The organism is Pseudoalteromonas maricaloris (genome assembly GCF_024746855.1).
Lineage (GTDB): Bacteria > Pseudomonadota > Gammaproteobacteria > Enterobacterales > Alteromonadaceae > Pseudoalteromonas > Pseudoalteromonas maricaloris.
Genome location: NZ_CP024625.1, coordinates 3,599,971 through 3,621,407, shown reverse-complemented (window position 1 = coordinate 3,621,407; position 21,437 = coordinate 3,599,971). Strand labels below are relative to the sequence as shown.

14 protein-coding genes and 1 pseudogene are annotated in these 21,437 nt (G+C 44.2%); 9 read left to right on the top strand and 6 right to left on the bottom strand.

Features of this window, described 5'->3' with window-relative positions; translation table 11 throughout:
* Positions 1 to 73: 73 nt before the first annotated feature.
* The 3 genes from CTT31_RS16080 to CTT31_RS16070 all read left to right on the top strand — a co-directional run bounded on the left by CTT31_RS16080 (position 74) and on the right by CTT31_RS16070 (position 4,140).
* Positions 74 to 1,225 carry a response regulator gene (locus CTT31_RS16080; RefSeq protein ID WP_039492853.1) on the top strand — a complete coding sequence of 384 codons (1,152 nt, stop codon included), beginning with the start codon at positions 74 to 76 and terminating at the stop codon, positions 1,223 to 1,225.
* A gap of 74 nt (positions 1,226 to 1,299) precedes the next feature.
* Positions 1,300 to 2,055 carry a class I SAM-dependent methyltransferase gene (locus CTT31_RS16075; RefSeq protein WP_370649625.1) on the top strand — a complete coding sequence of 252 codons (756 nt, stop codon included), beginning with the start codon at positions 1,300 to 1,302 and terminating at the stop codon, positions 2,053 to 2,055.
* Between the two features lie 162 nt (positions 2,056 to 2,217).
* A complete protein-coding gene (locus tag CTT31_RS16070; protein WP_260491587.1) occupies positions 2,218 to 4,140 on the top strand; it encodes a methyl-accepting chemotaxis protein in 1,923 nt (640 codons plus the stop codon).
* Positions 4,141 to 4,689: 549 nt separating this feature from the next.
* Here the strand turns inward: CTT31_RS16070 and CTT31_RS16065 are convergent.
* Positions 4,690 to 6,840, bottom strand: a complete 2,151-nt coding sequence (locus tag CTT31_RS16065) for a S8 family peptidase (RefSeq protein WP_260491586.1) — start codon at positions 6,838 to 6,840, stop codon at positions 4,690 to 4,692.
* A 544-nt stretch (positions 6,841 to 7,384) separates the two neighbouring features.
* On the opposite strand from CTT31_RS16065, the gene CTT31_RS16060 reads away from it, so the two are divergent.
* Together CTT31_RS16060 and CTT31_RS16055 are read left to right on the top strand one after the other, a co-directional pair.
* Positions 7,385 to 8,572: a BaiN/RdsA family NAD(P)/FAD-dependent oxidoreductase gene (locus CTT31_RS16060; RefSeq protein ID WP_260491585.1), complete on the top strand. Its 1,188-nt coding sequence runs from the start codon at positions 7,385 to 7,387 to the stop codon at positions 8,570 to 8,572.
* 122 nt (positions 8,573 to 8,694) lie between these two features.
* A complete protein-coding gene (locus CTT31_RS16055) occupies positions 8,695 to 9,240 on the top strand; it encodes a TnsA endonuclease N-terminal domain-containing protein (protein ID WP_260491584.1) in 546 nt (181 codons plus the stop codon).
* On the opposite strand, the pseudogene CTT31_RS16050 reads toward CTT31_RS16055, so the two are convergent.
* A pseudogene (locus CTT31_RS16050) lies at positions 9,233 to 10,398 on the bottom strand (IS3 family transposase). The gene CTT31_RS16055 and the pseudogene CTT31_RS16050 sit on opposite strands and share 8 nt — an antisense overlap.
* Before the next feature lie 46 nt (positions 10,399 to 10,444).
* Between CTT31_RS16050 and CTT31_RS16045 the strand changes: the two are divergent.
* The 4 genes from CTT31_RS16045 to CTT31_RS16030 all read left to right on the top strand — a co-directional run bounded on the left by CTT31_RS16045 (position 10,445) and on the right by CTT31_RS16030 (position 14,914).
* Positions 10,445 to 11,824 (top strand): hypothetical protein, encoded by a 1,380-nt coding sequence (locus CTT31_RS16045; RefSeq protein WP_260491583.1) that lies wholly within the window; start codon positions 10,445 to 10,447, stop codon positions 11,822 to 11,824.
* 197 nt (positions 11,825 to 12,021) lie between these two features.
* Positions 12,022 to 13,602 carry a hypothetical protein gene (locus tag CTT31_RS16040; protein WP_260491582.1) on the top strand — a complete coding sequence of 527 codons (1,581 nt, stop codon included), beginning with the start codon at positions 12,022 to 12,024 and terminating at the stop codon, positions 13,600 to 13,602.
* An 11-nt stretch (positions 13,603 to 13,613) separates the two neighbouring features.
* Positions 13,614 to 14,453 (top strand): M4 family metallopeptidase, encoded by an 840-nt coding sequence (locus CTT31_RS16035; protein WP_138523031.1) that lies wholly within the window; start codon positions 13,614 to 13,616, stop codon positions 14,451 to 14,453.
* Between the two features lie 95 nt (positions 14,454 to 14,548).
* Positions 14,549 to 14,914 carry a hypothetical protein gene (locus CTT31_RS16030; protein WP_017218393.1) on the top strand — a complete coding sequence of 122 codons (366 nt, stop codon included), beginning with the start codon at positions 14,549 to 14,551 and terminating at the stop codon, positions 14,912 to 14,914.
* A gap of 450 nt (positions 14,915 to 15,364) precedes the next feature.
* Here the strand turns inward: CTT31_RS16030 and CTT31_RS16025 are convergent, their stop codons facing one another.
* From CTT31_RS16025 to CTT31_RS16010, 4 genes are all read right to left on the bottom strand, one after another.
* On the bottom strand, positions 15,365 to 18,472 hold the full coding sequence (locus CTT31_RS16025; protein WP_260491581.1) for an efflux RND transporter permease subunit: 3,108 nt from the start codon (positions 18,470 to 18,472) through the stop codon (positions 15,365 to 15,367).
* Positions 18,472 to 19,572, bottom strand: a complete 1,101-nt coding sequence (locus CTT31_RS16020; RefSeq protein ID WP_260491580.1) for an efflux RND transporter periplasmic adaptor subunit — start codon at positions 19,570 to 19,572, stop codon at positions 18,472 to 18,474. The genes CTT31_RS16025 and CTT31_RS16020 overlap by 1 nt, the downstream gene beginning before the upstream one ends.
* A gap of 15 nt (positions 19,573 to 19,587) precedes the next feature.
* On the bottom strand, positions 19,588 to 20,313 hold the full coding sequence (locus CTT31_RS16015; protein ID WP_010605871.1) for a TetR/AcrR family transcriptional regulator: 726 nt from the start codon (positions 20,311 to 20,313) through the stop codon (positions 19,588 to 19,590).
* 207 nt (positions 20,314 to 20,520) lie between these two features.
* The gene (locus CTT31_RS16010) at positions 20,521 to 21,183 is read right to left on the bottom strand and encodes an alpha/beta hydrolase (protein ID WP_260491579.1); all 663 of its coding nucleotides are present in this window, start codon (positions 21,181 to 21,183) and stop codon (positions 20,521 to 20,523) included.
* Positions 21,184 to 21,437 lie beyond the last annotated feature (254 nt).

Sequence of the window (21,437 nt, the reverse complement as noted above, 5' to 3'; positions counted from 1 at the left end):
AGTGTGACTTTTTGTTAGCAAATTCAATATCTCTGACTATTCTATAAAGATATGAATTAATAGGGAAAGCCACATGACGAAACTGGTTCTTGCCATTGATGATGACAAACTCGTCCATCACATTGTTGATGAGGCGCTATCGCGTACGTGCAAAATATTACATGCGAAAAATGGCGAGGAAGGCTTACGGTTGGCTAAAAAATATCGTCCGGATATTATTTTGCTTGATGTCGAGATGCCTGGACTGTCGGGCTTTGAGGTATGTGAGCAACTCAAAAAACTAGAGGACACCACTGAGATCCCAGTTATGTTTTTGTCTTCTCGTGCCGATATTTCAGAGCGGATGCGGGGCTATAATGCCGGCGCTGCGGACTACATAGTCAAACCCTTTAACGCCGAAGAATTACTAGCGCGTATTAATGTCCTTGATGACTATAGAAAAACCTCGTCGCAGCTCAAACAAGACGTACAGCGCGCCCAAACCACAGCCGAAATAGCCATGACTGACTCTGGTGATATGGGTCGTATAATGCGCTATGTTGGGCAATCGTATCACGCGCATGATCTCAATACTTTGAGCGCTCATTTTTTAGAGTTTTTTATGCCGATGGAGCTCGATGTTGCGGTGGCTTTTTGGTATCACCAAGACGCGATGTTTTACTCCAGCGAGGGAGCTATTCAACCGATAGAGCAAGAGCTATTTGAGAAACACAAAGATGGCAGTCGCTTTGTTGATTTTGGCCGTAGAACTATCATTAACTATCCTAAAGTCTCTTTACTGATTAAAAACATGCCTGTGGACGATGTTGCGGTTTATGGTCGCTATAAAGATTTGTTTCCGCACATACTGGAAGCCACTGATGCCAAAATCAGAGACATGGAAGTCAGTGAAGATGCGCTTAATAAAGTGGAACATATCGGACAGGTATTTGCTGAGCTGAGCGATCATTTAAGCGGCGTTGGCGATCATTACAGTGGCAAAGTTGCTGAGTTTCAGACTGTGCTGGAAAGCGACAAGCTTGCAGTCTTAGAACCAAGCGAAAGAGAGCGGTTGCAAGAGCTCTATGAGCATTTCACTTATTTAAGTGATGAGCTAACCATAATTAAATATAAGTTAGGAGAAGTGACTGAGGTACGCCAGCAGCTTATAGAGAGTTTAAACAAAATAGCGAAACCTTGGGGTGAGGATGAAGTGGCGTCGCAAGCAGATATTGAACTGTTTTAAGCCACTGGATAATCAAAGACACTAGAAAGGGAAAGGGGTATACTGCCACGGTTGGTAACCCTTGGGAGCTTAGCTTGTACATTCACACCCCTTTTGAAGAAAACAGATCCTACCTAGATACGCTAACTAAGCTGTTTAATTTATCCGCGCTTAATATTAACGAGGCGGAGTTTCAATTGGTTTATGATGAGCTAGGCTTACAATTATTCAAAAAAGATGAGCCAAAACTCGGTGCTATCCGAGTTGACTTTGTGACTGGCGCAGTTGCTCATCGACGCAAATTTGGTGGTGGTAAAGGGCAAGCAATTGCAAAAGCGGTTGGCCTAAATAAAGGTGCTGTGCCTACAGTATTGGATGCAACTGCGGGACTTGGACGCGATGCCTTTGTGCTTGCGTCTATGGGTTGCAAAGTCGTGTTACACGAGCGTAATCCGGTAGTCGCAGCGCTGCTATATGACGGCTTGCAACGCGCCTATCAAGATGCTGAAATTGGCGAATGGGTGCAGTCAACTATGCGACTGGAATTTGGTTCCAGTCATGACTTGCTAGAGCAAGCGGGTTGGCGTCCAGACGTAGTGTATCTTGATCCTATGTTTCCACATCGTGAAAAATCGGCGCAAGTGAAAAAAGAAATGCGTGTATTCCAAGACTTAGTTGGCAATGATTTGGATGCGGACGCACTGTTACCTTTTGCTTTGCAGTTAGCCACTAAAAGGGTGGTGGTAAAACGTCCAGACTACGCCGGCTTCTTAAATGATAAAACGCCAAGTATGCAAATAAAAACCAAGAAAAACCGCTTTGACGTTTATGTTAATGCCGCGATGAAATAGTACACCACTACCTGATTTAATTTTGTGCAGTAGATATCTAGATGGATATACGTAAAAAGTATGATTTTGTACTATTGCACAGAAAAGGTAACCAGATTTAATCAAGTTGTCATAAATCCTTAATACTCTTGCGGAGCATTTTGATAAAGGGGTTGTGATTCTATGCGCGTGTCTACATTTACTCGGCTATTGGCAATATTATTGACCACTGCGAGTATTCTACTTGGGGCGAGTCTGTTTTGGGCGAGCCAAGTATTAACAGAGCTTGATGTGCAAGACGCCGCTTACAATCAAGTTAAAAATGCGGTGATCATCGAGCTTGAGGGTACAGTAGAAGATTACTTGAGTGCGGGCGACAGTCAGTATTTAAGTAAGGCTGATGAACAAATCAAAGCATTACAGCAAAGTGTGGAACAGTTGCCACCAGCGCTTGCTGAGCAACTTAAAACTAAACTCACACAACTACAACAGGATATTGCAGGTAAATATCGAGCACTTGGCAAGCTCTCAGGTAATGAACTTGCGCTGTTGGATAATGCACTTAGGCAAATGTCAGGTTCAGCATCGAGCCTCGTTAAGTACGCAATTAAAGCACAAGATAGTGCCGCCAAAGAATCCTACTTTAATCTCGCTTCAGACTACTTTAGCGAAGTCTCGAATTTGAGCTTATATACCTACCAATTAGTTATGGCTTACGAACAGCAAACCGAGCAGAGTTTGATGTCGAGCTTAAGCCGTTTGCAGGATATTGCCGCGCGAATAGACCGACTCGAAAACTTAGGGGTAATGAGTGAGGTAGACGAAGACGAGCTATTTTTAGGTGCCGAAGCCGAAGACTTAGCGTTAGAAATAAAAGCAGAGCTTGTGAGCTGGCCTAAACGTTATGCCCGCGACTTAGAAAACACCTTGCAGCAGTCCAAACAACGTCAAGCTGGCATGCTGGCACTGCGAGGTGACATTAAAGCAATCTCAGAGAATATCCTACAAGCAGAAACCAACTTAAAAACAGAGCAGGCTGACGTAAAAACTAATGTATTTATGCTGTTTGGTGTGGCGATTGGGTTACTCGTACTGCTTGCGGGTGGTGTGTATTTTGTACAGTTCAATCAAGTATTAACTCCGCTAAGACAACTACGCGATGGCTTTGCTCAGCTTATCGAAAGCAATGAGTTACGCAATATTGAAAGTAAAAACCAAGACACTGAAATTGGCGAAATTGCGAGTTACTTTAACCAGTTAATCGATAGGCAGCGAGCAGAAGCGGACGAACGCTCAGAAATGCTGAGTGTGATCAACACCTTTATGGAGGAGATGAACACTAACTTGGCGCAGATCTCTGCACAAGCTGGAGGCACGTTTGAGCAGGTGGAGCAAAACCAAGCACAGCTTGACTCACTTAGGGCGCTTGGGGCGGATGCCAATCAAATCAACGCGCAAGTTGCCGACAATGCAAATAACACCTTTGAAGCAATGACACAAAGTGTGTCCTATGCGGATGCTATGTTGAGTGCTTCATCTACCACGCAAAAGCGCGTAGAGCAGGGATTAGAGAGCTTAAATGAATTACTTAATGGTGTTTCAGATGTGAGTAAAGTGATTGATATGATCAGCTCCATCGCAGAACAAACGAACCTACTCGCGCTCAACGCGGCGATTGAGTCGGCGCGCGCAGGTGAACATGGTCGCGGGTTTGCGGTCGTTGCGGACGAAGTACGAAAGCTTGCACAGCAAACACAAGCCTCACTGACTGATATTCACCAGCAATTAAATGTTTTGAGTGATAATTCAAACAAAGTATCGACACAAATCTCGGCTTTGGCAGATGAGGCACAGCAGCAAACAGGCCATGCACAAGAGTTGAAACGCAATTCAGAAGGTGTGGCAGAGAGCGCACAAAGCGCCAACCACGTTGCCGCCCATGCAATGGATCTTGCCAATCAGCAATCAGATCTACTAGATACCTTTGGCCACGCCATGGACAGCATGAAAGGTCAGGTTAATAGCTCACATGAGCAAGTTCTGCAAATTCAACAAAGCCTTAAAGAAAAAATGCGGGAGATCAGGGGCACTTTAGGTTTGCAGTAATCAAGATTGTGCCGTAGGTCGAGATTTATCTCGACAGCATAAGCCAAAACGTAGCAGCCGCTTCACGCGGCGAGCAGTTAAAAGATCGCGAGGTAAACTCGTTCCTACCAGCGCGTTTTGTAGGTCGAGATTTATCTCGACAGCATAAGCTAAAACGTCGGAGCCGCTTCACGCGGCGAGCAGTTAAAAGATCGCGAGGTAAACTCGTTCCTACCAGCGTGTTTTGTAGGTTGAGATTTATCTCGACAGCATAAGCTAAAACGTCGGAGCCGCTTCACGCGGAGAGCAGTTAAAAGCTCGCGAGGTAAACTCGTTCCCACCTGTAGGTCGAGATTTATCTCGACAGCATAAGCTAAAACGTCGGAGCCGCTTCACGCGGCGAGCAGTTAAAAGCTCGCGAGGTAAACTCGTTCCCACCAACGCGTATTGTAGGTCGAGATTTATCTCGACTACTGTAAGCTGAACCGCTCTAAAAAATAATTAAAAAAGGCCGCAAATGCGGCCTCTCGTTGGGGAAAGAAGACTCAATCTGAGCCTACTAAATTTTGCTTATGGCTTGTACTGCGCGTCTAACGTTAGGCCAGAGAACGTACGGTAAGCATTAACGCTTAGGTGCCATGTACCCGCTTGCGGATTAGTGATTACACAAGTCTCGGTATTACCATTTTCATATGGACGACAGTCATAGCTGCTTGCTGTAGGTTGAGAGCCAAACTTAACGAATAAGTCAGCGTCACCTGAGCCACCAAATGTTTTCACGGTGAAGTCGCTCATACCCTCTGGCACTTCGATTGTGTAGTGAACCCACTGACCGCTTGAAGCTGAAATATCTTCAATTGTACCGCCACCTGCTTGTGGACCACCTGTGCTAGAGCCCGAAGTTGCAGCAACTAAGCTTACGCCTGAATAAGCTTTATAACCGTTAATCATTACATGGTATGTACCAGCTTGAGGTGCGTCAAAGCTACAAACTTCGGCATTACCGCCTTCATAAGGACGACAATCATAGCTGCTTGAAGTTGGTTGACTGCCAAGTTTTACATAAAGGTCAGCATCACCAGTACCACCGCTCATGGTGAAGGTAACATTGGTTTTACCTGCAGGTACATCAAAAGTGAAGAACTGATCACTACCAGCTGCACCACTTAAGCCTGTTTTCGCTACACCATCTTCAAGCGTATTACCTGTAGGTGGCGTGACAACATCGCCTAAAGCTTCATTTACCGCAGCGGCTGCATCAACAACACCCGTACCACAGTTTGAACAGCTACCAGCGAAGCTACGTGTAGTGTTTTTCAAGATAGTTTCTACTTCGTCAGGCGTAGCAGATGGTTTAGCTTGCTTGATTAACGCAGCAACACCCGCAACGTGAGGTGCCGCCATCGACGTACCTTGTGAGTAATGGTAGCTATCATTTGAAGGTGCACCAGAGCCTGAGTTATGCGTAGACAAGATACCTTCTGGATCATCAGCAAAACTTTGCGCGCCACCCGGAGCGGCAACGTCGATGTTTGCACCATAGTTTGAGTAGTAAGCACGGCTACCATCACGACCTACAGATGCTACGTTTACTACGCCATTACAGTTACCTGGGTTGTAGTTTGCTGAGTTATCGTTATCGTTACCTGCCGCAATAACAATGACTGTACCGTTGTTACGTGCTTGGTTGATTGCATTTTGTGTGGTTGCGCTACATGCACCGCCGCCACCTAAACTCATGTTGATAACATCAGCAGGGTTAGCATTTGCAGGCACACCAGATACAGAGCCGCCAGATGCCCAAATGATGCCGTCAGCGATGTCAGACGTTAAACCACCACATTTACCAAGAACACGTACAGGCACTACCTTAGCGTCGTAAGCAACACCAGCTACACCTTCACCATTATTTGTTACCGCAGCAACTGTTCCCGCTACGTGTGTACCATGCCAGCTTGAGTCTTGATCCGCACGTGGTACAGGCTGACCTGAAGAGTCAGTTCCACATTCACCACGAGTGACTGCATCACCAGGGTCACGAGCATCGTTGTCACGTGCGCCACCATCGTTAGCAACAAAGGTATTAGAGATCATGTCATAGCCAGGCAGAATGTTGGCATCTAAGTCTAAATGTGGGCGATAACCTGTATCTAGTACCGCAACTACCACACCTTGACCTGTTGCTTTATCCCACGCAGCTGGGGCATTAATACCAGCAGCAGCTTCGTAGTAATGCCATTGATCGTTATAACGAGGATCGTTAGGCGTTGCGAATGGTTTTAACATCTGGTCGATTTCAATGTATTCAACATTACCAGAAGCCATCACTTCGTTCATGAATGCTTGTGCTTCTTCTGCTGAAAGTTTTTTGTCAGTACGCATAACGTGGTGATTGCTAAGTGCCATTGGGCGTACGTATTGAGCGCGAGCACTCGCTTTACTGCTCTTAAAGCCTTGTACAAAGCTTTCTGCACGTTGTTGCATTTTAGCAGGAGCAAGATCCGCAGCTGAAAGGCCCATCATTTGCGAACCAGCATCTTTGTACTTGATGATGAACTGTGTACCAAGCGTGCTTTGTGATGATAGTTTTTGTGCCGTTGCTGCAAGCGCTGCATCTTGGCCGATTGATTGTGCTGGTGCGGCTGTAACTGCTGTTGCAGTGAATAATGCGCTCACTGCGACGCTTAGTGCAGCGCGCTTAAAGTTTTTATTGATTGTCATAATGTTTCCCTAGTTTCTAACTTGTTGTTCAGCTGTTAATAAAAAGCTGATGGTCAGTGAAAGTAAACTCCTAGTTAAAAAAAAGAAAGCGCTGTTTTGTTATTTGCACTAATTTTTTAGTTATATGTGGATGGATAAATGGCTATAAAAAATTCTTACTGTATTGTTTTTAATCGATATTTTTCACTTTTGTGAGAGAGCGAATAAATTTCAGTTACATTGTAAATGACTGTAAACAAAATAGTGTTTTTAACTTTGTGAAGCTTTTGTAGCCAATAGAGTGGATACTTTTTTAGTATTAAAGGGTGGGTTTGTTGTGGTGTGCTAGTTGTATTTTCTTGTTTTTGAAGGTGTGAGAAATGATAGCGCTGACATAATGTTTACAAGTGTTTAAAAGGTATGCGAGTGGCTATTGATATTCGCAGCTGTGATTAGATAAAGAATCTAGGTATAATTTTCGCTTGGTCGCGATTTTGCCGCTTAAAGCTAAACTGTTGGCAAAACGGTAAGTGTAGAAATCTTAGATAAAAAGTAGAGTGAGTTTATGCAACAAATAGAGGTAGTCGTTATCGGCGCAGGTGCTGCAGGGTTGATGTGTGCTGCACAGGCTGGATACCGAGGGCGACAAGTTGCAGTGGTTGATATGGGAAAAAAGCCTGGTCGTAAAATTTTGATCAGTGGCGGTGGTCGCTGTAACTTTACCAACGAAAATGCTTCACCTGCTAACTATCTATGTAAAAATCCACACTTTATAAAGTCGTGCTTGAGTCGCTATACCCAACATGACTTTATTGAATTGGTAGACCGCCATGGCCTTGCTTATCACCATAAAACACTTGGGCAGTTGTTTTGTGACAATAGCGCGCAAGACATCGTAGATATTCTTCTTACCGAATGTGACTGGGCGGGCGTGTCACTCCATTTACGTCAAGAAGTATTAGCGGTTGAGCATCAAAGCGATGGCCGCTACTTAGTCAAAACCACAACTCAAACCTTCAACTGCGAGTCAGTGGTGATCGCCGCTGGTGGCCTAACCATGCCAAAACTTGGCGCAACGCCAATCGGCTACAAAATAGCGGAGCAATTTGGCTTAAAGGTATTACCAACCACGGCAGCGCTTGTACCATTTACACTCCATGATCACGACAAAGCACGCTTTGATGGTTTGTCTGGTATTAGCGTAGATAGCCTGGTGACTAGTGAAAGCGGTATCCAATTTAGAGAAAATATTCTCTTTACCCACAGAGGCTTATCTGGCCCTGCAATTTTGCAGATCAGCTCATTTTGGAAAGCAGGTGAGTTTGTTAGCATCAATTTACTACCTGACTTAGATGTGCAAGCACAATTTCATGACTGGCGCAGTGAGCAAGGGCAAAAGAGCCTGAAGAACTTGCTTTCGACCATCTTACCAAAGCGTTTTATTGAAGCCTTAATCAGCGACGGCAGCATTCCAGATAAAAACGCCAACCAACTCAGCCACACAGAGATTGAAAAGCTCACCGCAATTCTCACTAGCTGGAAAATAAAACCAAATGGAACAGAAGGTTACCGTACCGCAGAGGTTACGTTAGGTGGTGTAGATACCGACGAATTAAGCTCAAAAACCTTCGAAGCTAAAAAACAAAAAGGCCTGTACTTTATCGGCGAAGTAACCGATGTTACCGGATGGCTCGGGGGCTATAATTTTCAATATGCATGGAGCTCTGGCTGGGCATGCGGACAGGCTTGTTAGCTGTTTTCGCATAATAAAGTTTGTACATTGAATAAAAAGTTTGTACATAACTTCAATTTGGAATAATAAAGTTTGTACATTAATCTATACTGGTAAAACAAAGATACAGTGGAACCAGCAACTTGCCCCGCTTCAGAGAAATAAAAACGTTCAATGATTTTCAAAGAGCGCTAAAGAACAAGTATGGTATTGGCGAAGGTGAAAACTATAAGCCTTGGCTAAGAGTTCAGGATGTCCCCTCGCATGGTAGCAGCGCGAAAATTCAAGGTATAAAGATAGACAGAGAGCACCACACTTTGTCGGAAGGTGAGAGTTCGTTTTTATATCTGGCTGAATTTAGGGATAGCGTTATTGATATACGAGAGCAATTTCCTCTTCTTCCCATTGATCTCTCAATCAAGATTGCAAACACATTAGATTTGCGTCATCCGACCATTCCTGATTCTAAAGTTCTAAATGTTCTGACTACGGACTGCTTACTAACGTGCTATGACAAGCATAAGGGTGTTTGGTATGAAGCTGTGTCTGTGAAATCTAAGGCTGAGGACTTGGCAGACAAGCGTACAGCGGAAAAGCTAGATATTGAGAGAGTTTGGTGGGAACTGTTGGGGGTACCCTTTCGTGTTTATATTAACACTCCCGAAAATCAAACTGTAGTGGTCAACTAATTTTGGCCACAGTTTTAGAATCTTGGTATCTAACCTCAGATTCATTTGGCGCTAAACCAGCATTATAATGATGAGGCCTAACGTTGTTATAATATCCGTTGATATAATCACTCACACCATATTTAGCATCTTTAAAGTTTTCGTATCCAACCTTTGGCATCCACTCCGTTTTAAAGCTTCTAAAAATCGCTCCATTGGCGCATTATCCCAACAATTTCCGCGCCTGCTCATACTTTGTGTAATTTTATAGCGCCATAAACGTTGGCGGTACTTCAAGTTTGTATAATGGCTTCCTTGGTCTGAGTGAAACATCAATCCACTTGGTTTACCTCTGCTTTCATACGCGAGTTCAAGCGCTTTTAGCGTTAAGTTAGTATCTGGCGACAACGACATTGCCCAACCAACGACTTTACGTGCAAATAAATCAACAACGACCGCTAAATAGGCCCAGCGATTGCCTGTCCAAATATACGTCACATCACCGCACCCTATTCGGCTCAACAACATCAAACTGCCTATCTAGCAAATTTGGGATTTCAAGATGCTCATTACCACCCCTTTTATATTGATGTTGTGGTACTTGGCAGCTCTCTAGTTTTAGTTTAACCATTAGCTTAGCGGCGCGATAACGGCTGAATTCAAAATCGTTATTCGTTGCGATTGTCCGTGCCCCAGCTGAACCGCCGCTCATTGCATGTATGGCTTTAACTTCAGCTTCTAGCCTTATTTGCTCTGGTGTAGGCGTTGTATCCCGTATGGCCCAATATTTATAGCTGCTGCGATGCATATTGAATACGCTACACAACACGCTAATTGGGTAACGCTCTCGTTGATTTAATTTCTCAATTAACGAGAATTGTTCAGGGAGTCGGACATCAAGAGAGCGGTAGCCTTTTTTAATATATCCTTTTCTAATTCAATACGTTGGATTTGCTTTTTAAGTTCGCGGATTTCAATTTGTTCGGGTGTCATTGGTGAAGCTAATGGGGACTGGCCATTCCGTTCTTGCTTTAATTGAGTTACCCATTTACTTACAGTTGATTTACCAACCCCCATAGCTTTGGCTGCATCTTCTTGCGTGTAGCCTTGATCAACTGCAAGCTGAGCTGTTTCTAATTTGATTGCAGCAGAATACGTTGCGCGTTTTAATTTCGTCATTTTTTCACCCAAATTTGTATGCAAATAGCATAACATTTCTTTCTTCATGGGTGGCCAAATTAACTATGCCACTACAGACAGACTTGAATCTTTGCTTAATATGTATGATTTGGAGGAGTACTACAACCATGAAGAAAGAAAGAAGCAGCAAAATGAGTTTGATGAAAAAGTGAAAGTTTTGCTCAATGAAGAGCAACAAGAAAAATATAGGTGGTTGTCAGGGCTAAGTAACCATAGGGAGGCTTCATTTAGCAGAAAGTGGGCGCAACGGTGGGTTTGTAAGAGGGCTTATGAGTTTGGCTGGAGTGATGAACTTTTCTCTGGTTTTGAAAAATTTTGCTCTTATGGGCGAGGCCACAGTCTTGGTGGTGGAGCCATGGAGCGTGTAGGGAAAAAGTATCAATGGATGGCTTTTCATGAATTTCTAGCTAGACTTTCAGATACTTATCAATGGATTAATAGAGGTTATAGCGACCTTCCCGATGATGATTATGGAGGCCCATGGCAAATAAATTTAAGGGATATAGATCCTACAATTTGGGCTAAACGAAATGGTGAATATAAAACCTATCATAACGAGCACTGTACTTGGTGGCAGCCCTATAACTTTCCGTTTCCAGCTGAAGATGATCCAAAAGCTAAGGCTGGCTTTCTTTGGGATGAAAAAACTATACCTGAATTCTCGAAAATACTTAAACGGAATAACCCTGAAGAAGAGGGGGAATGGGCTGTTTTGAGGGGGTTCTGGTCTGAGAATAAAAAATACTCTGCTGATGAGTTAGATAGCCCTTATCTAGATGGATGGTTTAGGATTAATGCAATTTGTATACGTAAAGGAGACTTTGATTCTTTGCTCAAAAGGCTTAAGGGGCAAACATTATGTGACCCATCTCTTGTCAGCGTGCCATCAACGCAACATGAAGGTTTTTTTGGTGAGTATCCATGGCACACAATTTACAAACATTTATCAGGATGGCAAGAGCGGCAGGACAATTCTAGAGGCAGAATACCCGTTAAACACTTTGTCCCATACGCACAGTATGAATGGGAAAGTGGTGGTAATGACTATTCCATTGATAGTTCACTTCGCTTCAACGTTCCCGCTAAAGAATTAATTCAAGAAGCTGAGTTAAAAAGGGCACAGGGGAAGTGGGGGTGTTGGGAGCATGGGGGAAAAGTAGTGTTTTCGGATCCTAGTATAGAAGAATACGGGCCATCTTATGTCTTAATGAGCACAGATTTTCTTCAAAAATGGCTCAGTGATAATAATATGGAGCTTATTTGGTTGATTGGTGGAGAAAAGCAAATGTTTTCTAATGAGGGCGGCGAATTCTTTGGACGCTTAGTTTTCAGTGGCATTTATAGGTATGAACAAGGCAAACCTACAGGAAGCATGAGGTTTACAAAGGAACAAAGAGACGGATAGACATATCCGATCTGACATACTCTGTTGGCAGTTTAGACTCGACCTGACAGGCAGATATGAGCGAAAAAGTGACAATCATGAAGTAGAAATTTGGACTGCCGACCAAAATATCTCACATACGATGAGATCTCTCCAAGCCTTATCACAATGATCTGCTAAAATAAACGAATAGACGCGACCAAGTTAAAGGAATGAGTATGAAACTGGTAAATATTGTGGCTTTGTCATGCATTGTTGCACTGAGCGGATGCGAATCAACTCCCCAAGAAAATAACAGTTTACCCACCGGAAGTAAGTATGCCTCAACGAAGTTTTCACCCAAAGCAGTAACAGCTAGGGTAGAATTTTCAGCCCAATGCAAATTCAAAACCGATAGGCAAGGCATTAGCGAATTCCTCGGCTTGTTTGTTCCTGCCGCTATCGAGCTGGCTGTAGATAGTTTAGTCGGTGCAGTACAAAAAGCCGGGGAAGACAAGACCAAGTCTTTATCAGCTTACACCGACAAACACTTTTACCGGGTTAAAACTGGTTTAGACGGCTATGATTCCAACCCAGCCACCTCATGTATGGCATTATTCATTCCCAACAACGATCCCAACGCAACGACTTTTTCCAACCAATATGCTTTATATAGTGCAGAATTTGGTGCCTATAGTCTGACCGCAGAACCTGCATTTTTCATGGAAATGTTTGTGGAAAAATCAGCAGACGGCAAGATGTTTAGATTGCACCCTATATTTTTACTCAAGACCAAACATCTGCACGGTTCAAACAGCGGGAATGTTAAGGATATGGTCATCGCCCTAGATTTTAGAAAACCGAGTGGCACCGGGGATAGTGATACCTTTGCGACGTCGTTAATTGAACTTAGTGATCTGCAACTGGGCACCATTTATGACAGTGATGCATTAAAAGGTACTGTGACGCCCTGGATGAAATTACCAGGTGTCGAAACCGAAAGAAGTCAATTGATTGAAGACTTAAAATCCTCCATCTCGGAAGTCAATGCTTTGCAGCGTGAACTGTGTCTCGACGCTTATCACTATAATCTGTATCCGGATGTCCGAAAAAACCATCAGGTTACCGATCCGTATTTGAAGAATCTTGCCACCAATATCAAGTGTCAGGATATCCCCTGGAAGGATGAATCTCATGTCGCGATAGCAACCTATGACACCGCCTATAAAAAGGCTAAATTTTCAACCGAAGAAACCCTTAAACACTCGCTGGTAGTCAATCAGGCTGGCAAAGAAAGCGAAGCGGAGAAAAAACTACTCAAGCTTACTGATACTTCGACACGCAATGCCGAATCTTTTGCAGCCTTAAAGGCAATTGGTCCCAAAATGGATTCTCTTGAAAAGCATGAAAACAAAGTAACTCGTGTCAAAAAGAAAGTAAGCGAAGTCGCTAAATACGGCGGCCATTTTGAGCTTTTTGCTGAAATCGTAGAAGTCAAAGAAGGCAATAAGTTTTTCAAAGCACTTGGCACTATTTTAGGCGCATCAAAAGACCCACTGAAAGATTATCTCAAAGGCAAATATGACCCTGCCACCAAGGCTGCGGCTGCAGCGACCGCAGCGACAGAGAAAGAGACTAATACACAAGCCAAGTTCGATCTGAAGGTAAAATTGTTTGAAGCGGAAAAGCAAGTTGAGCTGGCAACCATTGCAATTGGCAATGCCAAAGATGCCACTGAACTGGCCACGGCAAACGCAAACTTGCGTAAAGCCCAACTTGAAGTTGAGGAGTATCAGCGACGCCTGGCGCTATTGCCTTAGGATAAAGCTGCTTGGATATTAATATTTACAACCTTTATCAAAGCTCTCAATACAGCGATGCGGTATTGAGGCGCAAAAAAGGCTGGCCGAAGGCACAAGCAGCCGAAGTCAACTTTGCTTACGAGAGCCTTGAATACGGTGAGGCATTTTTCGAATCCGAATTGAATGTCGATACAACAGACGTTGATGTCAAATGTTTAGTTAACTATGACATTTTCAGCAATGTTGCCATGTGGGATAAGCCTTACCTGGTGCTTGGCTCAGGTGACACCAGCTTAAATAACATGGCATTTGCTATTGATGTCATTGTGCATGAACTTACCCATATAGTGCTTGAGAAAGACAGTATGCTCAGACAAGGTCTGGAGCATCAGGGTATTAATGAACACATTTGTGATGTTATTGGGCTGACTTGCCGGTATTACGCCTATCAGACACCGCCAGAAGATTTCACTTGGTTGATAGGTGACCTGATTGCCAAGGATAATCAACGAAGAGCAATACGGGATCTTGCCAATCCCGGTAGTGCCCACCCAAATGATCGGCAGACATCAGATCTTGCGAGCCTCATGAGGCGGCCCAACTGGCAACTCGATACTTCGTCGTATGATCTTCTTGGGCCGCTTAACTACCTTTTCTTTGTTGTCGCCAGTAGTGGTATCCGCCCCTTGGAAGACTACGGAAAAATTTGGTGGGAAAGTGTCAAAAACGTTCCGGCTCACAATGCCTTGTTTCATTTCCTGAGTAACCTAAAAAGTACACTCGAAGAGGAAAGAACGCAATTTTTCAGTGCCTGTGAACAAATAGGATTGGCACATATTCCTAATCTTGAACAACTACTTAGAGCGTAAATTGAGACAATGCTATGACTTCGATAACTATTAACTGGGACCTCATTTTCAGTTGTTTAATGATAGTGATCATTCTATCGATGTTGGTGGAGAGAGTGCTCGCATTACTATTTGAGTCCCCGCTTTTTATCGGCATGGTGGAAGATAAACCAGACAACCTGCTTACCATCAAACCACTCATTGCCTCAGTGCTGTCAATCGTCACCACTTACTATTGTGATATCGACCTGTTACAGGCCATCCGAAATGCCCCTAGTACTCATCCATTTGGTTTTGTTATGACCGGGCTATTGATTGCTGGAGGTAGTAAAGGCTCAACAAAACTGTTTCGCGACTTAATGGGATTACAAAGCAATACGTTCAGAGACTATCAGCAACGCAAGCGAGACAAAAGAATGGCCTCTGATATACCGCAGGCCGTTCTGCAAGCATCCCGTCAGTCTAAAAGTTGTGTGAAATAGTACACCGAAGGGTAGTGTTCAACTATTTGTGTAAATGGCTTTCTTTACTCGTTGAAAGGAAATGTTGAATGCTAATATGAGACAAATTCATCGTTCAGCTCCTTGGCGGTTTACCCGAAAACCCCAGTACAACTGTGTATAGTGCACCAAATTGGCCATTCATTGTGTTACGTGAACTGGAAAAAACAATGTGTAATTTGCAACTATGATTCTATGGCTTGCTCACACAGAATAATAGTTGCTATACGGGGATGTATAAAAACGTAAGGACAAACTCTATTGTTTTAAAAGCCGCTAACGGGCAAACTTTATTGTCTGTTCACAGCCCAAATCACGATCAAAAGCGGCTATAGATTGAAATAAATTGTAGCTTATCAAAAGAAAGGTTTTTACCAATTTAAAGGGACACTAAGCATGGCACTTAGTGTCCTTTTGGTTATTAGCCAGTTATCACGTCATACTGACTTTGCCTACCAATTGCGCTTCTGGGTAGGTTTCAATGGTTTCGGCTTCGCCACGGTGATCGCTGGCTAGCTTTTCATAAAGCAGCGGTAAGACAATCAAAGTGAAGAAAGTACCGATGAGCATGCCTGCGACTAATATAATACCTATGCTGTTGCGCGCTTCTGCGCCTGCGCCAGTTACTAAGACCAACGGGAAGTGACCAAGCACAGTTGCACCTGTAGTCATCAATATAGGTCTCAGTCGTGTGGCCGCAGCCCCTTTTACGGCTTCAAATTTCGATTTACCTTCAAGCTGTAAATGGTTCGCAAATTCAACAATCAAGATGCCATTTTTGGCTATTAAACCGATGAGCGTAATTAGGCCGATTTGGCTGTAAATATTGACTGTTGTGAGTGATAAAAACGGCAGCATCAATGCACCAGCGAGTGCCAGCGGTGCGCAGCCGAGTAGTACCACGAGCGGATCTCTAAAGCTGTTGAACTGGATAGTCAGTAAGAAAAACACCACTATCATGGCAAACAAAAGTACGCCAACCATGGTGTTGCCTTCTTTTCTTAGCTGTCTTGATTCACCTGCGTAGTCAATGGAGTAGTGACTAGGTAAGACGTCTGCTGCAATTTCTTCTACCTGTGTGAGCGCTTGCTCTTTGGTTATGTGTGGCAGTGTGCCTGCCAATATTCTAAACGAGTTTTGCTGATTGAATGAGCCAAGCACTCTAGGGCTTGTAAAAGTACGTAAGGTAGCAAACGCTGAAATTGGAATAAGATCGCCAGCATCCGTCCTTACTTGCATATTGAGAATGTTCTCAGGATTGTACCTTTCGCCATCGCCGACAATGGGAATGACGCGGTAGGCTTTGCCTTCTTTATTGAAGTAGTTGGCAAAATTATTCGACATATAAATGCTAAGTTGCTCGTTTACCGACGACAAGTTTAGACCTAAGTCAGCAACCAGCTCTCGGTCGATTTCAAGTTCGGCTTGCGGCAGGTCGATTTTTAGGTCGGTATTGACGAACATAAAGCTGCCACTGGCGGTGGCGCGTTGAATAATCTCATCGGCGTACTGCTTCATCGCGGTTGGGTCGTCACTGGCACGGAATACTACTTCAACGTCAAACTGTCCTGCGGTAGGAAGCGATGCTGGTAGAATAGGGAATAAACTTAGTCCAGTCACGCTGCCTAACCGGCCGTATAGATCGTATAGTAAGTCGTGTACTGAATTTTCTCGCTCATCAAATGGTGCAAGCTCTACACCACCAAAACCTGCTGCCGCCGTAATAATCTGCCAAGTAAACTCAGCGCCTTCAGTGGCGTTCATGACCTCGGCTGTGTCATTCATTTTCGCTGAAGTATAAGCTTGAGAAGACTCAGGTGGAGCTTCCACTACGACTTGGATACTGCTTTGATCTTCGATGGGCGCTAGCTCCTTTTGTGATAACAGGTAAAACGGCACCGACAATAAAGAGAACACGATAGCGACAAAAAAGACCTGTGGACGCCACTTAAACAAGGTATCGAGCGCACGAAAATAGAACGCTTGTAATCGATCAAAATAGCCATTGACCTTTTGCGTTAATTTACCTTCTTTACCGCCTTCAGGGTTAACGTAAGCACTCATGATGGGCGATAAGGTAATAGCAACCAATCCAGAAATTAACACCGCAATGGCTAGGGTGAACGCGAACTCTCTGAATAAGAACCCCGTTAAACCTGTTAAAAATCCGATTGGCGCGTAGACCGCTGCAAGGGTCAGCGTCATGGCAATTATTGGGACGAGTAATTGACGTGAACTGATAAGTGCCGCTTGTAATCTGGGTTTGCCTTCGCGCATATGACGCGCAACGTTTTCAACCACCACGATGGCATCATCCACTACTAAACCAACAGAAAGCACGATAGCCAAAATGGTCAGTAGGTTGAGTGAAAAGCCCATTGCTGAGATCACCGCGATTGCGCCTAAAATCGAGATAGGAATGGTAACCAGCGGCACCATGGCGGTTCTAAACGAGCCCATCATGGCGAGTACAACAATTCCTACGAGTAGGACGGTTTCCCCAAGCGTGGTGAAAATTTCTTTTATGGAATCACGCATATAAAGCGTGCCATCGTAGCCAATTCTTAAATGCATGCCGTCGGGTAAGATGGTATTTATCTCATCAATCTTTTTATACAGGGCATCACCAATATCGATTTCATTGGCACCTGGTAATGCCCACACCGCTAAGAATACTGTATCGTGGTCATCAAGGCGTGCAGTTACCATGCCTTCGGCTTCACCGAGTTCTACCGTGGCGATGTTACCAAGCTGGAGTTGCGTGCCATCGATTTCTTTTACCACTAGGTTGTTAAAATCAGCTACCGTTTTTAACGAGGTATTGGCCATCAGGTCGATGCGTTGTCTGTTATTTTCACTGTAACCTAAGGTGGCAATGGTATTGTTTGCTTGTAGCGCGGCAAATACATCGCTAGCACTTACGCCATAAATAGCGAGTTTTTCGGTATCAAGCCAAATTCGCATTGCTGGATCGCGGCCACCTTCCAGTGTCACTTTTTGCACACCGGGAATATCAGACATAGAAGGGACAACATTACGGATCAAATAATCGCTCACGTTATTACGTGGCAGACCCTGAGATTCCACATCGAGATAGAATACCGCATATGGGCTGTCGGCACGCACAATTTGAATGGCTGGATCTTCCGCTCCGCTGGGTAACTCAAACTTAATCTGGTTTAATCGGGTGGTCAGCTCAGCCAAGGCGTCGGTGGTACTGTGATTAAGTTCAAGCCAAGCGGTAACTTTGCTAAGTCCCGAGGTAGTTATTGAGTCTACATAGTCTACACCCGGAACGGTAGAGGCCACTCGCTCGATGGGCTCGGTAACATAGCCTTTTACAACGTCTGCGGCAGCGCCCGTATAGACAGTGTTGATCACCAGTGAGGCACTTTCTATTTTTGGATATTGCTGCACCGATATATCTCGGGCGGCATTAAAACCCGCTAGTACAATAAGCAATGACACCACGATCGCTAGTACCGGCCGGTTAACAAAAATATCCATGATAGACGGCTTATTTTCGTGTAATGCGCTCATTACTGGCCTCCGTTATTGCCATCAACAGCAGCAACCTGATCAGTATAAACCAGTAAGTTTTCTTGTAGCTTAAATGCGCCTTCAGCAGCAATAAATTCACCACCGCTAAGGCCTGATAGCACAAGTTGCTGATCGTTGACCTTATCGCCTAATGTGATTTTTACCGGTTTTGCCCGCCAGTTTTGGCTGTCGTCCTTTTCAAGTACATAAACAAATTCGCCAAAGTGATTGCGCGTAATCGCATTGGTTGGCACTACAGCGGCGCTCACGACCTCGGTTGGTACATTGACTAACACCATTTGATTGTGGCTGAGTGTGCCATCGCTGTTTTGTAGCTCAGCACGATAACTTTGTTGACGCGATGCGACATCGACCATTGGCATTTTGGCTGATACGCGAGCAGGCTTTTGGCCGCTGGTATTAGAAATTGCCACGCTAACGTCTTCGTCTATATTAGGTTGTGGTAAGGTTTGTGGAATTTTGAAATCCACCCAAATGCTGTCGTCTAACCCAACCAAGAAAGTGATTTCGCTATTGGCATCAAGTAATTGACCAACCTGATATTGCTCTAACCCCGTTTGACCCGGGTAAGGTGCACGAATGGTTTTTTTCTCGATTAATGTGGTTAGTCGTTTTACGTCTGCCTGATTAATTGCCACCTCGGCTTCGGCTTTGTCCACCTCATCTGGGCTGATCCGTTTTTGTTCTAGTAATTTGGCAACCCGTTGATAGGTTGATTTAGCAAGCTTTACTCGAGCTTTAGCCGCTAATAGATTCGCCTCATCAATGCTGCTATCTAGGCGTAGTAATACTTGGTTCGCTGCTACTTGCTCACCGGGCTGAAAACCGACGAAAGTGATAAGACCGGGATACTCGTTACTAATGGTAACGGTGCGCTTGGCATGGAGCTGACCTACAACCTTAACCGATTTAATATGCTCAGTGGTTGATACATACGTGCTTTTGACCGAAGCCGAGGGCTCTGGGAAAGATTCCCCAAAGGCGATTGCCGCTTGGATTTGTGTAAACTTCACAAAACCAAGGCTGGTAATAACGATGAGAATGATGACAACGGCCATAAGCCAACGTTTGATGTTCATTGTGATTTCCTTAAGTTAACGAAGCTCGAGCGCTTGCAATTCTTTCTCTATACGTACCAGCGAATCTTGAGTGATAGGTTGTTGCCATGGATAACTGTTAAGTAATCGCACGGTACTGCGAATAACAGGGTCATTAAGCTCAAGTGGTGCGAGCAATGAAGCCGTGCCCTCAACAATTTGCTTAGTTTGTTGCAAGCGCAGTACTTGCTCATATCCTACGGTAAGCGCCCATCCGGTGATGATGATTTCTTCTATCATGTCGTGTAGATCTGGAGTAGCTTGCAACTCACCTGCTTCAATGCCATCAATCAGCGCCTGTTTAAACACGTTTTCACAACCACCACAGGATTCGATAATTTTATTGGTCCAAAACTCAGAAGCCCTTTTGATCACCGCCTCATTGGTAGAGTAGGACTGCAATTCATAATCAAAAGAGAAGCGTTTTAGCTTTTGTGGCGAGATAAGACACACTGCGAGCATGCGTTCTGGCGTGCTAAGTGGTAAGGACAACACTTGCTTAAAAACACTGGATGTATGGGTAAAAGACTCATAGGCCAGCGCCATTACTAGGTCTTCTTTGGTCTGCACAAATTTATAGATTGAGCCCATAGACAATCCTGCAAGCAAAGAAACTTTTGCCATTGTAAAGTCAGTGACTGAAGACTCATTAATACATTGTTCCGCAGCGTTTAAAATCATGCGTTGCTGAGTTTCTTTATCATATTTAGGTGCCGGTGCCATCGTTTCTCCTTAGGGTTTGAATCTTGTTCGAATATCATTCGAATAAGGTTCAATTATAGAGAGCAATTTTAAAAGTGCAATAAGTAAACCGGGGGGGCTTGCTTGAAAATGCGATTTAAAGATATCAAAGGGAGTAGAATGAATGCGCTGTACGGCGTTCCTCTGAAAGAACGCCACGCTAATTAACCGAAGCTCAGGTTAATTTATTTAGTGGTTTAAAATCCAGCTTTTAACTGGCTTTAACCATTCGTCTCTCGGGAGATAAAAAGCGCCGTGTTCCTTACCGGTTGAAATCGAAATCTCTGAAAAGCTTTTGAGGTTTGCAGAGCGTGCTTTCACAAAATCGCAAGAACCCACTTGATCTGAGGTTTCGTAAACCGACAACACCTTGCCGTAGAGTTTAATCTCGGTTTTACTTTTGATAAGCCCAGCGCAGCCTGCTAGTACCACGTAGTGAATGGCATCATTTTTTAATGCATCACTTGCCATTATCGTTAACGCTCCACCGCGAGAAAATCCCACGAGTGTAATGTTGCTAGCACTGACGCCCGCGTCCAGTAACTTGTGAACCTTGCTAACCAAGGTTTTTGTATACGCGTCTGGTGCGACGCCTTTAGGGCGATGCTCAGCAATTAGCGTATAAGTATCGTCGCTTAATGCTTGTTTGATGGCTGGAAAGTCATATTTACCCCAGCGCTTATGAATAGGCGTTTCATTATCACCTTCAACGATATAGCCATGAGAGTAAAAAACATATTTGGCAGATGGATTAATCTGCTCAGGTATATCTGGGAAAACTGCTTTTGCAGAGGCGATTGATGCCACGCAAGCGGCAAAGGAGGCGCATACAGCGCGTAGTAAAGGATTCATTTTTTGAGTCTTTTTAGTTGATGTAGCGAGATGGTAGCCAAGCTTTGATAAAAGAAGCAAGCGTAGCGCGACGGGTTATTTTGTATGAGAGAGTTGTGAGAACGAGTTTATTTTGTGAGATCCGACTCATTTTGTGGGAGCAGGCTCATGTTGTGGGAGTGAGTTCACCTCGCGATCTTTTTACAGCTCGCGCATAAAGCGGCTCCGACGTTTCAGCTTATGCTGTCGAGATAAATCTCGACCTACAAAACGCG